At 65.9% G+C, this 13090-nt stretch carries 14 protein-coding genes; 3 read left to right on the forward strand and 11 right to left on the reverse strand.

What is annotated here, in order from left to right:
• Positions 1-6: 6 nt before the first annotated feature.
• Complete coding sequence (locus tag ACSQ1W_RS12450; RefSeq protein WP_436043887.1) at positions 7-1302, reverse strand: HlyD family secretion protein; 1296 nt, start codon at positions 1300-1302, stop codon at positions 7-9.
• Positions 1303-1588: 286 nt separating this feature from the next.
• On the opposite strand from ACSQ1W_RS12450, the gene ACSQ1W_RS12455 reads away from it, so the two are divergent.
• Entirely contained in the window at positions 1589-1975 is a 387-nt protein-coding gene (locus ACSQ1W_RS12455) for a helix-turn-helix domain-containing protein (protein WP_436043889.1), read from the forward strand.
• Between the two features lie 159 nt (positions 1976-2134).
• Here ACSQ1W_RS12455 and ACSQ1W_RS12460 read toward each other — a convergent pair whose 3' ends face one another.
• Positions 2135-2551: a CopD family protein gene (locus ACSQ1W_RS12460; RefSeq protein WP_436043890.1), complete on the reverse strand. Its 417-nt coding sequence runs from the start codon at positions 2549-2551 to the stop codon at positions 2135-2137.
• A 99-nt stretch (positions 2552-2650) separates the two neighbouring features.
• Between ACSQ1W_RS12460 and ACSQ1W_RS12465 the strand changes: the two genes are divergently transcribed.
• Together ACSQ1W_RS12465 and ACSQ1W_RS12470 are read left to right on the forward strand one after the other, a co-directional pair.
• Positions 2651-3259 (forward strand): class I SAM-dependent DNA methyltransferase, encoded by a 609-nt coding sequence (locus tag ACSQ1W_RS12465; protein WP_436043891.1) that lies wholly within the window; start codon positions 2651-2653, stop codon positions 3257-3259.
• Positions 3260-3339: 80 nt separating this feature from the next.
• On the forward strand, positions 3340-4587 hold the full coding sequence (locus ACSQ1W_RS12470; RefSeq protein ID WP_436043893.1) for a polyhydroxyalkanoate depolymerase: 1248 nt from the start codon (positions 3340-3342) through the stop codon (positions 4585-4587).
• A 134-nt stretch (positions 4588-4721) separates the two neighbouring features.
• Here ACSQ1W_RS12470 and ACSQ1W_RS12475 read toward each other — a convergent pair whose 3' ends face one another.
• From ACSQ1W_RS12475 to cyoA, 9 genes are all read right to left on the reverse strand, one after another.
• Positions 4722-5642, reverse strand: a complete 921-nt coding sequence (locus tag ACSQ1W_RS12475) for a sensor domain-containing protein (RefSeq protein WP_436043895.1) — start codon at positions 5640-5642, stop codon at positions 4722-4724.
• Positions 5639-6004 carry a PadR family transcriptional regulator gene (locus ACSQ1W_RS12480; protein ID WP_062355736.1) on the reverse strand — a complete coding sequence of 122 codons (366 nt, stop codon included), beginning with the start codon at positions 6002-6004 and terminating at the stop codon, positions 5639-5641. The genes ACSQ1W_RS12475 and ACSQ1W_RS12480 overlap by 4 nt, the downstream gene beginning before the upstream one ends.
• A 177-nt stretch (positions 6005-6181) precedes the next feature.
• Positions 6182-6721, reverse strand: a complete 540-nt coding sequence (locus tag ACSQ1W_RS12485) for a response regulator transcription factor (protein WP_192272112.1) — start codon at positions 6719-6721, stop codon at positions 6182-6184.
• Positions 6708-8003 (reverse strand): ATP-binding protein, encoded by a 1296-nt coding sequence (locus tag ACSQ1W_RS12490; RefSeq protein WP_436043897.1) that lies wholly within the window; start codon positions 8001-8003, stop codon positions 6708-6710. Before ACSQ1W_RS12490 ends, ACSQ1W_RS12485 begins: the two co-directional genes overlap by 14 nt.
• A 31-nt stretch (positions 8004-8034) precedes the next feature.
• A complete protein-coding gene (locus ACSQ1W_RS12495) occupies positions 8035-8832 on the reverse strand; it encodes an SURF1 family protein (RefSeq protein WP_436043899.1) in 798 nt (265 codons plus the stop codon).
• A complete protein-coding gene (gene cyoD / locus ACSQ1W_RS12500; RefSeq protein WP_436043901.1) occupies positions 8829-9233 on the reverse strand; it encodes a cytochrome o ubiquinol oxidase subunit IV in 405 nt (134 codons plus the stop codon). Before cyoD ends, ACSQ1W_RS12495 begins: the two co-directional genes overlap by 4 nt.
• The gene (gene cyoC, locus ACSQ1W_RS12505) at positions 9233-9865 is read right to left on the reverse strand and encodes a cytochrome o ubiquinol oxidase subunit III (RefSeq protein WP_436043903.1); all 633 of its coding nucleotides are present in this window, start codon (positions 9863-9865) and stop codon (positions 9233-9235) included. Before cyoC ends, cyoD begins: the two co-directional genes overlap by 1 nt.
• On the reverse strand, positions 9858-11867 hold the full coding sequence (gene cyoB / locus ACSQ1W_RS12510; RefSeq protein WP_436043905.1) for a cytochrome o ubiquinol oxidase subunit I: 2010 nt from the start codon (positions 11865-11867) through the stop codon (positions 9858-9860). The genes cyoC and cyoB overlap by 8 nt, the downstream gene beginning before the upstream one ends.
• A 42-nt stretch (positions 11868-11909) precedes the next feature.
• Positions 11910-12971, reverse strand: coding sequence for a ubiquinol oxidase subunit II (gene cyoA / locus ACSQ1W_RS12515; RefSeq protein ID WP_436043907.1), 1062 nt, complete (start codon positions 12969-12971; stop codon positions 11910-11912).
• Between the last annotated feature and the right edge of the window lie 119 nt (positions 12972-13090).

Consider the following 13090-nt stretch of genomic DNA (forward strand, 5'->3'; position numbering starts at 1 on the left):
ATCGAATCAACTGCTGGCCACCTTTCCGCCCAGCGAATACAGCGGCTCGAATATCCATTCGATCAGCGTCCGCTGCTCACCCAGCACATCCGCATCCACCAGCATTCCCGGCTTCAATGCTTCGGGCCTCCCATACGCGGTAATCGCCTGTCGCGCCAGCGACACCGTCACCCGATAGAGCGGCTCCCCTCGCTCCGCGTTGCCGACCAGTGCGCCCAGCTCTCCCGGACTCAACGCACTGCGGCTGATCGCCGCGACGCGCCCTTCCTGATGGCCGAACTTCTGGTACGGGAACGCCTGGTAGCGCAGCAGCACGCGATCCCCGGGCGCGATAAAGCCGATCGCCCGGCTGGGCACCAGCAGCTCCGCTTCGAGCCGACCATCGCCCGGCAGCAGCGTCATCAACGGTTGGCCCGCCTGCACTGCCTGCCCCGGCTTGACCACCTGCGCGGCGACCACTCCGGCGACTGGCGCCTTGACCACCAGCGCCCCGCTGGCTTGCGTCTGCACGCGCTCCTGCTCCAACTGGGCCAGTTCCCGCCGGTAATCCGCTTCGCTGGCCTGCAACTGTCCAGGCGTCTCCTGCCTGGCCTGTTGCAACTGCGCGATCAACCTGCGCGTCCCGATCGCCTGGCGCTGTAGCGCCTGCATCTGCCCGGTGTACTCCAGCACCGTCGCCTCCTGCTGCTTGATCTGCAGCACGCTGACGAACTGCCCCCCCTCAAGCTTGCGCAGGCGCTCCAGCGTTTCGTGGGCGATCCGGATCTGATCCTGGCGGGTGGCGACTTCGGATTCGATCTGCGCCAACTCACGCTGCGCCACCGCCCACTGCATCGACACGCCTTGTAACTGCGCCTGCAACTGCTCCTGCTGTGCTTGCTGCAGCGACCGCAACCCGTCCTGCTTCTCGCGCAATCGCTGTTCCAGCACCACCTGGGTATCGGCGCCGCCTGCGGTCGCTCGCGGCACGGTCACCAACGCCAGCGCGCCGCCCGCCTTCACATGCCCGCCCTCGCCGACATCCACCTGGGTCAGCACCCCGGTTGCCGGCGACAACACCGTGGCGAGCCCCTTGGTGGGCACCAACTGCCCGGTCACCGTGGAGCGCCGCGTATAGGTCGCCAGCGTCACGAACAGGATGATCACTGTCGCCGCGACCACGGCCGCCGTCGTCAACACCCAGAGACGGAGCGGCTGGGCCAACGAGATGCCGCCCAGCCAGCTACCGCGCTTGGCCTGCATGACTTCGGGGCGGAACAGCGATTCCGTCATCGCAATGGATCGTCCTTGTGTGCGGCTCATCAAGTCACTCGGCCGCTCATCTGACTGGATGCACGGCCTTTCCTCGACGCTTGGGGCGATCCTGTCGCAATGACGTTGCGCACATCAATCGGCTCCGCCTCAACGCGCGTCAGCACCACTGGCAATCACACTTTTCGTCGCTCGTCGAATCAATCACTTGCCTCCGACCGCCAGCCAGATTGAACAGATCCGCGCCAGTATTGCTGGCACCCTTCTCGATGTGACTTGAATCACAGCAGGGGTTGCGCGTAGCGTTGCAGGCGCACCACGCACTTCATGGATTTTGATGAAACTCTCGATGCGCATCCGGATCGCGCGCCAACGTGCACGACTCTCGCAGGAAGCCCTCGCCCTGCATCTCGGCGTCACCCGCAGCGCCGTCGCCAACTGGGAATGCGCCGATGGCGTGGTTCCCGCGTCCGCGAGACTGGTCAAGCTCGCTGAACTCACTCACGTCAATATCGAGTGGCTGGCCACGGGGCGCGGCGTCATCAACCATGCGGACAATGAGCAAGAGGCTCCCGCCGTAGAGGGAGAGTTGGTCTACGACGAACTCGAACGTCGCCTGCTCGCCGCCTTCAGACGCATGACAACAACAGCACGTCTGCAGGTTGTCCTGCAGTACGAGTCGATGGACGCTGCAACTACGCGCAGGGAAGAACGCGCGAGCTGACGCCTCGCCCTTCGCGCGTCGTCGTTGTCATCGGCGTTCTCGCGCTGACGGGTCTGCTTCAGAACGGCTTCGCCAGCACCGCGCCCCGACCGAAAGGAAGCGCCGCGATGGGAAACGCGTCGCAACGCGCCGGGGTGCCCCCGCGCTAACGGACCGGCTTCAGAACGGCTTCGCCAGCACCAGCCACACCACCGCGATCAACGCGAACAGCGGCAGTTCGTTGAACCACTTCAGTGCCGTCGGCGAAGGCAGCGACTTGCCCTTCGCCGCGCCCTTCAGCCAGCGGCCGGTGACGATGAAGTGCGCCAGGATAAGCGCGACCAGCGTCAGCTTGGCGTGCAGCCAGCCACCGCTGATCCCGAAGTGGAACCACAGCACGCCGCCGAGGATCACCGCGATCCCGAACATGCTGTGGCCGAAGCCGTACAGCCGGCGACCCATCAGCAGCAGCCGTGCCTGCACATCGGCCTGCCCTGTCGTCTCGGCCAGGTTGACCAGGATGCGCGGCAGGTAGAACACCGTCGCCATCCAGGCGATGACGAAGACGAGATGGAAGGTCTTGACCCACAGGTACATGCGGCTGGCTCCGTCTGGCTGCGCAGGATGGCGTGCGGCGCATAGGATAGCGCGCCGCATCGCGTAAGCTTCCCGCCTTTCCGCACGCCGGACACACGCATGACCAAGCAGTACGACGCCGACTACTTCCAGCGCTGGTACCGCGACGGCGACATCGGCGGCGCCCCGCGCCTCGCGCGCAAGGTGGCGCTGGCGGTCGCGGTGGCCGAATACCACCTGGAGCGTCCGATCCGCACCGTGCTGGACATCGGCTGCGGCGAAGGCGCGTGGCGCGCACCGCTGCTGAAGCTGCGGCCGAAGCTGCAGTACCTCGGCTTCGATGCCAGCGAGTATGCCGTCCGCCGCTTCGGCCGCACGCGCAACCTGCACTACGCGCGCTTCGAGGATTTCGAGTACCTGCGCCCCTGCGAGCCCGCCGACCTGCTGGTGTGCTCGGACGTGCTGCACTACGTGCCGACGCGCGAGCTGAAGCGCGGTCTGCCCGGGCTGGCTGAACTGTGCGGCGGCGTGGCGTTCCTGGAGACGTTCGCGAAGGAAGACGAGTTCGAGGGTGACCACGACGGCTTCCAGCCCCGCAAGGCGGCGTGGTATCGGCAGGCCTTCAACGGCGAGGGCTTCCAGTCCATCGGCAACCACTGCTGGCTGGGTCCGCGTTTGGCGGGCGACGTCGCCGTACTGGAGGCGGCGGACTATCGGCCGATAACCTGAACAGGCTACGCGCGGTGACCCCGGCTTTCCGGTATGCTGCGGCGCAGCACCGCGCACCAAAAGTGGGATTCAGGACCGCCATGACCTTGTACCAACTGCACGAACTTGGACGCGCATGGATGGCGCCGCTGGCCTACATGGCCGAAGCGAACGCGCGCATCTTCTCCGCGCCCACCAGTTGGCTGTCCAACGTGCCGGGTGCCGAGCGCATCGCCGCCGGCAACGAACTGATCTACCGCATCGGCAAGGATTACGAGAAGCCGGCGTGGGAGATCCATGAGGTCGAGGTCGAAGGCCGCACCGTGCCGGTGGTCGAGCAGGAGATCGTCAAGAAGCCGTTCTGCCGCCTGTTGCGCTTCAAGCGCTATACCGACGATGCCGGCACCATCACGGCATTGAAGGATGATCCCACCGTGCTGGTGGTCGCGCCGCTGTCGGGCCACCATGCCACCCTGCTGCGCGACACCGTGCGCACCCTGCTGCGCGACCACAAGGTCTACGTGACCGACTGGGTGGATGCGCGCATGGTGCCGGAGGGCGAAGGCGCTTTCAGCCTCGACGATTACGTCGGCTACGTCGAAGAGTTCATCCGCCACATCGGCGCGGACAACCTGCACGTGATCAGCGTCTGCCAGCCGACCGTGCCGGTGCTGGCCGCCGTCTCGCTGATGGCGGCGCGCGGCGAAGCCACGCCGCGTTCGCTGGTGATGATGGGCGGCCCGATCGACGCCCGCCGCAGCCCCACCGAAGTGAACAGCCTGGCCACGCGCAATCCGCTGTCGTGGTTCGAGAACAACGTCATCCACACGGTGCCGACGCCCTACCCGGGCGAAGGCCGCCGCGTGTATCCCGGCTTCCTGCAGCACGCCGGCTTCATCGCGATGAACCCCAGTCGTCACTTCATGTCGCACTGGGATTTCTACGCCGATCTGGTGAAGGGCGACCAGCAGGACGCCGAATCACACCGCAAATTCTACGACGAGTACAACGCCGTGCTCGACATGCCGGCGGAGTATTACCTGGACACCATCCGCACCGTGTTCCAGGAGTTCCTGTTGCCGCGCGGCAAGTGGAAGGTCAACGGCGAGCTGGTGACGCCTGCGGCGATCAAGAAGACCGCGTTGATGAGCATCGAGGGCGAACTCGACGACATCTCCGGCCAGGGCCAGACCGCCGCCGCGCACGACCTGTGCACCGGCATCGCGAAGGCGCACCACAGGCACCTGACCGTCGAGGGTGCCGGCCACTACGGCATCTTCAGCGGTCGCCGCTGGCGCGAGCAGGTCTATCCGCAGGTACGCGACTTCATCGCCAAGTACGCGGGCTGACGCAGTCCCTCATGTGGGAGCGACGTCAGTCGCGATGCTTTACCTGCACCGCCGCGTGCTCACCGGCGCAATGAAAAGGCCGCCCTCACAGGCGGCCTTTTCGTTCGCGACTGACGTCGCTCCCACACCTGACCTCATACCACCGGCATACGCACCAGCAGGTGCTTGGCCAGCCAGCCGTGGAACAGGCCGACCACGCGCGCCAGATGCAGCGTGGCGAACAGCAGGACGATGCCGACCACCGACGCCAGCGGCAGCAGCCAGGGCGCCTCGATGACGAGGTTCCAGTCGCCGAAATTCATCACGTAGCCGTAGGGCAGGAAGAACGCCACAGGTGCGGCGATCAGCCCCAGTGACAGCGCCAGCAGCGTGATGGCGACGGAGAAGTACAGGATGCCCAGCGGATGCAGCAGCAGCAGGTACAGCATCGCGGTCCAGGTGCGACCATCGGTGAACAGTTCCTTCAGGCGCGTCATCCACGGCTTGTCGCGCTGCGTGTACAGCGGACGACGCGGCATGCGTTCGCCGAGCAGCACTTCGACCACCCGCCCTTCGACCAGCGACAGCATGCGCACCGACATCAGGAACAGCAGCAGCAGCGGAATGCCGATGATCAGGATCAGCAGGCCGGCCGACAGGCTGGCGCCGGTCACGACCCAGGTGAAGTAGAACGTACCGGTCGCCAGCGACAGCAGCATGTAGAACAGCGCACCGTACGTACGCGGATCGGCGGCGACGCCGAAGAACCGGCCGAGCAGCGACTTGCGCTTCGGCGGCACGGGCGGACGCAGTGCCTTGGCGACGGTGACTTCGGTTTCGCGGTAGATGTCGGCCACTTCCTCCGGCGCGCCGTAACTGCCGGCGACCGAGGCGATGACCTCGGCTTCGGACTTGCCGGGGTTCTCCGCCAGTTCCGAGCGCAGGTATTCCTCGGCGTCGTAGACGGCGTCCTGGATCATCGCCTTGTCGGCGCCCAGCAGGGCGGCGCGCAGCTGATCCAGGTATTCGGGGATGGAGGTGGGCAGGCGGCTGCCCGGGGCGGTGGTGGTGTTCATGCAGGAATCCCCTCAAGCACGGAATCGACGGAATCACGGGTGGCACGCCAGGCGGCGGCCCAGGATTGCAGGGTCTGCCGCCCTGCCTCGGTGATGCGGTAGTAGCGGCGCGGCGGTCCGGCGACGGACGGTTCGACGAAGCTGTCCAGCAGCCCGCCGCCCTCCAGATTGCGCAGTACCGGGTACAGCGCGCTCTGCTTGCCGCTGAGGACGCCGTCGCCGACGCGCTCCAGCTGCTTGGCGATCAGGTAGCCGTACAGCGGCTCGCCGGCGCGGGCCAGGACCGCCAGCAGCGCCAGCGACACGGTGCCGGCACTGAGCTCTTTCTGGAACTTCTTCAGGTGGATGTCGGGCTCGTTCATCGCTCCCCCTCTGCGGGACCCCCGCTAGGTTGGAGAGGATGCTATTACGAACTTTGATATAGCGAATGTGCCAGTAGTCACTCTGACCGTCGGGCTGGCCGCGGACGCAGACGGCCGACGGTGCCGATGGCACGGACCGCCCGCGGAACGAGCGTGGGGACAGACAGAAACGTGGCGCTACTTGACCCGACGCTTCTCGAGCTTGCGCGCCAGCGTGCGCCGGTGCAGACCCAAGCGGCGGGCGGCTTCGGAGATGTTGAAGTCGCTGGCGGCCAGCGCCTCGTGGATGTGCTCCCACTCCAGCGTCTTGATGGAGGTGGTGCGCTCGGTCAGCTCGACGTCGGTGTCGCCGGTGGCGCGCTGGAAGGCGGCCTCGATGTCGTCGGTATTGGACGGCTTGGCCAGGTAGTGGCGGGCGCCGAGCTTGATGGCTTCCACCGCGGTCGCGATGCTCGCGTAGCCGGTCAGCACGATGATGACCATCTCCGGATCGAACGCGTGCAGGTGCTTCACGCTGGACAGGCCGGATGCACCGGCGGCGAGCTTGAGGTCGACGACGGCGTGGGTCGGGGCGAATTCCTCCAGCAACGCCGGCATGCCGTCTTCGCCCGCGAGATGACGCACCTGGTAACCGCGGCGTTCGAACGAGCGGACCAGCGTGCGCGCGAATGCAGCGTCGTCCTCGACGATCAGCAACCGGCGATCAGTCTTGCTCATCATCATCGTCGCCCTCCTCGATCGCGATGGCCGCCAGCGGCAGCGCCAGCGTGACGATGGCACCACCCTGCGGCCGGTTCTTCGCCGTCAGGCTGCCACCCAGCGTACGCGCGACGTTCACCGAGAGGAACAGCCCCAGGCCACCGCCCGGCCGGCCCTTGCTGGTGTTATAGGGCGTGCCCACCCGCTGCAGGACGTCCGCCACGAAGCCCGTGCCCGCGTCGCTGATCTCGATCACCAGCATGTCGCCATCGCAGCGCGCGTCCATCGCCACCCAGTGCGGTGACGATTCCAATGCATTGTCCAGCACGTTGAAGACCATCTGTCGCAGGCCGACGTCGGAGACGATGTCCGGATCCACGTCGCACCGGTTGCTGTAACGGAACGACGGCGGGTTGCGCGCGTCGCGCCATTCGTCCGCCAGGTCGTCGAGCATCGCGTGCAACGTGGTTTCGGTCGGCGCCTCGGCGCGCGGCCCACCGGCCGCGAGCAGGATGTTGGTGACGATCGATTTGCAGCGCGCCACCTGCGCCTGCATCTCCAGCACGTCGTTGTGCAGCTCGCCATCGGACGCCATCGTTGGCAGGTGCTGCCAGTCACCGAGGATCACCGAGAGCGTGGATAGCGGCGTGCCCAGTTCGTGCGCCGCACCCGAGGCCAGCAGGCCCATGCGGACGATGTGGTCTTCTTCCGCCGCACGCTGGCGCAGCTCCGCCAGGCGTGCATCGCGCTCGCGCAGGATGCGGCCGATGCGGGTGATGAAGACCACCAGCAGGCTCGCGATCAGCAGGAAGCAGATCAGCAGCCCCTGCACGTAGTGGTCGGCCAGCCCGCGCGCGGGCTCCACCGTCAGTTCGAGCGGCGTGCGCACCAGCGTCAGCCCGGTCACGCACACCGCCGCCGCCGCCGCGATCACCCAGCTCAGCGGTGCACGCAGCAGCACGGTGCCCAGCACGACCTGCAGCAGGTAGAGGAAGACGAACGGATTGGTGATGCCGCCGGACAGGTACAACTGGATCGTCAGCGAGGCCACGTCGACCAGCAGGCCGATCAGCAATGCGACGCTCGACACCTGCTCGCTGCGTCGCCACCACAGGTGGCTGACCAGGTTGAAGACGGCGAGTGCGGCCAGCACGCCGCACATCAGGCCCAGCGGCAGGGCGATGTCCAGGCCGTACTGCACGACAAGGATGGTGGCCACCTGCCCCACCACCGCGATCCAGCGCAGCTGGATCAGCTGCTGCATGTTGCGAACGCCTGCGCGGTCGCGGGAGCTGCTCACCGCAAAGATCCTGCGTGCGCTGGCGGCAACCTCATCCTGGCTCGTGGGTGCGTGCATGATCGGGGTGCGTGCCTTTCCGGCGCCGATCATGGCGCAATCGGCGCTCCGACGCGACTAGATAACCGCCCGCCAGCAGCGTCAGCACGGCCATGCCGAACCAGGTCAGCGCATAGGACAGGTGCGAATCGCGGAACTTCACCACCGTCATGCCGCCGAGTGGCCAGTCCCGGGAGGCCTGGTCGCGGTCGGCATCGATGAAGAACGGCGCAACCCGCCCGACAGGCAATTCCTGCTTCCGCGCGATGGCGGCGACGTCGCGGGAGTACCAGCGATCCTGGTCGGGCACGTTGTGGCGCAGGAAGCCGCCCTCCGGCTCGCTGATGCGCAGCAGGCCTTCCACCACCACGCGATCTACCGGCGCTGGCGCGACGGTGCCCCCGATCGGTACGAACCCCCGGTTCACCAGCACGTAGTCGCTTTCATCGGTCTGCAGGGGCTGCAGCACCCAGAAGCCGCCACCGAGCTCGGTGACCGCCTGCGTGCGCGCTTCACTGTCGGGCACGAAGCGCCCTGTCACCGCGACACGCCGATAGCTGTCGGTCGCCTCGGTGATCGCCGGCCACTGCGCGCGCGAGGGCACAGCCACGGCCTTCGCATGGGTGCGGGCGTCGACGCGGGCGATCAGGTCGTGCTTCCACGCCATCCGCTGCAGCTGCCAGACCCCCAGCGCGATGAATCCGCAGAAGGCGACGGTCAACAACGCGCCGAACGCGACCCGCCACCGCCTGCGCGGCGCATGCAGCGGCGTCGCGGCGGCCGGCTCGGTCACGGCAGGCTCTGCGCCGCTTCCTGCATCTGATGCATGTCGTGCGTGCCGGGCATCATGTTGGTGTTCATGTTGTGCATGACCCACAGGGTACCGATCAGCACGATGACGAGCAGGACCGCGGTGAAGATCAGCGCGAACAGGTTCCAGCCGCCTTCCGACTTCGGATTCATGTGCAGGAAGTAGACCATGTGCACCACCACCTGGACCATGGCGAAGGCCAGGATCACCAGCGTCGTGATGGCGGGCGTCGGCAACACCTTGCCCATCACCAGCCAGAACGGGATCGCAGTCAGGATGACCGACAGCACGAAGCCGGTCACGTACTCCTTCACGCTGACGTGCGGAATGCCGTCCTCGAGGAAGTCGTCGTCGTGGTGGGAATCGGAGGAAGGATGGCTCATCACTGCACGCCCATCAGATAGACGAAGGTGAAGACGCCGATCCAGACGACGTCCAGGAAATGCCAGAACATCGACAGGCAGGCGATGCGGCGCGTGGTGGTGCGGTTGAGGCCCCACTTCTTCACCTGGAAGCACAGCACGACCAGCCAGATGACGCCAAACAGCACGTGCAGGCCATGCGTGCCGACCAGCGTGAAGAACGCCGACAGGAACGCGCTGCGCTGCGGGCCCGCGCCGATGTGGATCAGGTGGTGGAACTCGTAGAGCTCGATCGACAGGAAGCCCAAGCCCAGCAGGCCGGTGACCAGCAGCCAACCGATCGTGGCGCGACTGTTGCGCTTCATCATCGCCAGCATGGCGAAGCCGTAGGTGATCGACGACACCAGCAGGATCGCGGTGTTGATCGCCATCAGGTGCAGGTTCGGGAAGAACAGGTCGCGACCGGACGGACCGGCGGCATAGCTGCCCGAGAACACGCCGAAGGTGGCGAACAGGCTGCCGAAGATCATCAGATCGCTGAGCAGGTAGATCCAGAAGCCCAGCAGCGTGCCGTTCTCCGGTTGATGCTTGCCCTCGGTGTCCAGGAACACCGGCGAGCCATCGGGTCGGTTCAGGGCGATGGACTCAGACATGGACCTGCTCCAGCTGCGCAGTGCGCGCCTGCTCGGTCCTGGCGACCTCGTCGGCGGGGATGTAGTAGTCGCGGTTGCGGTCGAAGCTGTGCCAGATGGCGTAGACGATCGTCGCCAGCAGCGATACGCCCGCCAGCCACCAGACATGCCAGATCATCGCGAAGCCGCACAGCGTGCTCAGCACCGACAGGATCACGCCTGCACCCGTGTTGCTGGGCATGTGGATGGCCTTGAAGCCGCTCTTCGGACGCTCGAACCCGCGCTGCTTCATGTCCGTCCACGCATCGGTGTCGTGCACGACCGGAGTGAAGGCAAAGTTGTAGTCCGGCGGCGGCGAGGACGTCGACCACTCCAGCGTGCGGCCTTGCCACGGGTCGCCGGTGTGGTCGCGCAGCTGCTCGCGGCGGCGGAAGCTGATGTAGATGCAGAACAGGAACGCGGCGATGCCGATGGCCACCAGCACTGCGCCGAAGGCGGCGATCTGGAACCAGATCTGCAGCGACGGATCGTCGAAGTGGCTCATGCGGCGGGTCACGCCCATCAGGCCCAGCACGTACAGCGGGGTGAACGCGAACCAGTAGCCGGCCAGCCAGAACCAGAACGAGACCTTGCCCCAGAAGTCGTCGAGCTTGAAGCCGAAGGCCTTCGGGAACCAGTGCGTCATCGCCGCGAACAGGCCGAACACCACGCCGCCGATGATGACGTTATGGAAGTGCGCGACCAGGAACAGGCTGTTGTGCAGCACGAAGTCCGCCGGCGGCACCGCCAGCAGCACGCCGGTCATGCCGCCCACCACGAAGGTGACCATGAAGCCCATCGTCCACAGCATCGGCACTTCGAAGCGGATGCGGCCGCGGTACATGGTGAACAGCCAGTTGAAGATCTTCGCGCCCGTCGGGATCGAAATGATCATCGTGGTGATGCCGAAGAACGAGTTGACGCTGGCGCCCGAGCCCATGGTGAAGAAATGGTGCAGCCACACCAGGTACGACAGCACGGTGATGCAGACCGTGGCGTAGACCATCGACGAGTAGCCGAACAGGCGCTTGCCCGAGTACGTGGACACGATCTCGGAGAACACGCCGAACAGCGGCAGGATCAGGATGTAGACCTCCGGGTGGCCCCAGATCCAGATCAGGTTGACGTACAGCATGGCGTTGCCGCCAAGGTCGGTGGTGAAGAAGTTGGTGCCGACGTACCGGTCCAGCGTCATCAGCGCGAGCACGGCGGTCAGCACCGGGAACGACACCACGATCAGCACGTTGGTGCACAGCGCCGTCCAGGTGAACACCGGCATCTTCATCATGCCCATGCCGGGCGCACGCATCTTCAGGATGGTCACCAGCAGGTTGACGCCTGATAACAAGGTGCCGACGCCGGCTATCTGCAGCGCCCAGATGTAGTAGTCGAGTCCTACCCCGGGATCCTGGTTGCCGAGGTTGGACAGCGCCAGCCAGCCCGAGGTCGAGAACTCACCCAGGAACAGCGACAGCATGACCAGCACTGCACCGGCGGTGGTCATCCAGAAACTGAAGTTGTTGAGGAACGGGAACGCCACGTCGCGCGCGCCGATCTGCAGCGGCACCAGGTAGTTCATCAGGCCGGTGACCAGCGGCATGGCCACGAAGAAGATCATGATCACGCCGTGGGCAGTGAAGATCTGGTCGTAGTGGTGCGGCGGCAGATAGCCCATGTTGTCGCCGAAGGCCATCGCCTGGTGCAGGCGCATCATGATGGCGTCGGCGAAGCCGCGCAGCAGCATCACCAGGCCCAGCACCATGTACATGATGCCGATCTTCTTGTGGTCGATGCTGGTGAACCACTCGCGCCACAGCCAGCCCCACAGCTTGTACCTGGTGATCACCGCAAGCAGCGCGAGGCCACCGAGGCAGGTGCCGATGAAGGTCGCGGCGATGATCGGGTCGTGCAGCATGGGAATCGCGTCCCAGGCCAGACGACCGGTAATCGGAGAGTGCGTGACGCTGCTGGTATCAAAAGCCATCGGGCGAATCCGGTGTATCCAGGGGTGTGGCGGCAGGGCGCGTCAGGGCGCTTTCAGGCCGCCAGCGGTCGGAACGGGTGAAACGCGGGCCGCCGCTTGCGCGGTCTCGACCGTGCAGAGGTCGGAACGCACGAAGGGACCGCTTGCGAGGTTGCCGCGACGCGGCCGCTGCAACGGGTCGGTGCTGTCCAGGCCACGTCCGCCCATCGCGTCATAGGCCATCATCTGGTCCATGCACAGACGGTCGGTATCGACGCAGCGGTTGACCACCGCCTCGAACAGGCCCGGATCGACGGACGCATACAGGCGCGCCGCTTCGCGGGAGCTCGGCACTTCGAGCTGCAGGTACTCGGCGCGGGTCAGTGCCTTGCCGTCGGCGCGAGCTTCTTCGATCCAGCGGTCGAAGCCGGCATCGGACAGCGCATGGAAACGGAAGCGCATGTGCGAGAAGCCTTCGCCGCTGTAGTGCGACGAGAAACCCTCGTAATCGCCTTCCTTGTTCATCACCGCGTGGAGCTTGGTCTCCATCGCCGGCATCGTGTAGATCATGCCCGCCAGCGCCGGCACGTAGAACGCGTTCATCGTCGACGACGAGGTCAGGCGGAAGCTGATCGGACGGTCGACCGGCGCGGCCATCTGGTTGACCGATGCGACGCCGTATTCCGGGTAGACGAACAGCCACTTCCAGTCGAGTGCGACCACCTGGACTTCCAGCGGCTTGACCTCTTCCGGCACCGGTCGCCCTTCGGCGATGCGGCCCAGCGGACGGTACGGATCCAGCAGGTGCGTGCCGATCCATGTCACCGCACCCAGCGCGATGATGATCAGCAGCGGCACGCCCCAGATGACCAGTTCCAGCTGCGTGGAATGGTCCCAGTCGGGCTTGTAGGTGGCCTGCGTGTTCGACGCGCGATAGCGCCAGGCGAACCAGAACGTCAGCGCGATCACCGGGATGATCACGATCAGCATCAGCGCCGTCGCCACCAGGATCAGGTTGCCCTGGCGGGCGGCGATGTCGCCGGCGGGATTGAGGACCTGCAGGTTGCACCCCGACAGCACGGCGGCGGCGGAGATCGCCACGGCGGCCTGCAGGGCTCTGCGCATGAGGGACATGGGCGTGGGGCTTACAGATTGATCTGGATCAATGTAGTCGGCCGGCCCCGCGCGGAGTATTGGACGTTTTGTCCTATCGCGACGGCGGGTGCGGTCTGCGACCCTATGGG

This window comes from Pseudoxanthomonas sp. LjRoot143, assembly GCF_964252945.1.
GTDB lineage: Bacteria > Pseudomonadota > Gammaproteobacteria > Xanthomonadales > Xanthomonadaceae > Pseudoxanthomonas_A.

Bases quoted from the DNA above. Each gene is read 5' to 3' on its own strand.
- cyoB (WP_436043905.1), bottom strand. From the start codon at position 11,867: ATGGCTTTTGATACCAGCAGCGTCACGCACTCTCCGATTACCGGTCGT.
- ACSQ1W_RS12485 (WP_192272112.1), bottom strand. From the start codon at position 6,721: ATGAGCAAGACTGATCGCCGGTTGCTGATCGTCGAGGACGACGCTGCA.
- ACSQ1W_RS12475 (WP_436043895.1), bottom strand. From the start codon at position 5,642: ATGAACACCACCACCGCCCCGGGCAGCCGCCTGCCCACCTCCATCCCC.
- ACSQ1W_RS12470 (WP_436043893.1), top strand. From the start codon at position 3,340: ATGACCTTGTACCAACTGCACGAACTTGGACGCGCATGGATGGCGCCG.
- ACSQ1W_RS12450 (WP_436043887.1), bottom strand. From the start codon at position 1,302: ATGAGCCGCACACAAGGACGATCCATTGCGATGACGGAATCGCTGTTC.
- ACSQ1W_RS12480 (WP_062355736.1), bottom strand. From the start codon at position 6,004: ATGAACGAGCCCGACATCCACCTGAAGAAGTTCCAGAAAGAGCTCAGT.
- cyoD (WP_436043901.1), bottom strand. From the start codon at position 9,233: ATGAGCCATCCTTCCTCCGATTCCCACCACGACGACGACTTCCTCGAG.
- ACSQ1W_RS12460 (WP_436043890.1), bottom strand. From the start codon at position 2,551: ATGTACCTGTGGGTCAAGACCTTCCATCTCGTCTTCGTCATCGCCTGG.
- ACSQ1W_RS12455 (WP_436043889.1), top strand. From the start codon at position 1,589: ATGAAACTCTCGATGCGCATCCGGATCGCGCGCCAACGTGCACGACTC.
- ACSQ1W_RS12465 (WP_436043891.1), top strand. From the start codon at position 2,651: ATGACCAAGCAGTACGACGCCGACTACTTCCAGCGCTGGTACCGCGAC.
- cyoA (WP_436043907.1), bottom strand. From the start codon at position 12,971: ATGCGCAGAGCCCTGCAGGCCGCCGTGGCGATCTCCGCCGCCGCCGTG.
- cyoC (WP_436043903.1), bottom strand. From the start codon at position 9,865: ATGTCTGAGTCCATCGCCCTGAACCGACCCGATGGCTCGCCGGTGTTC.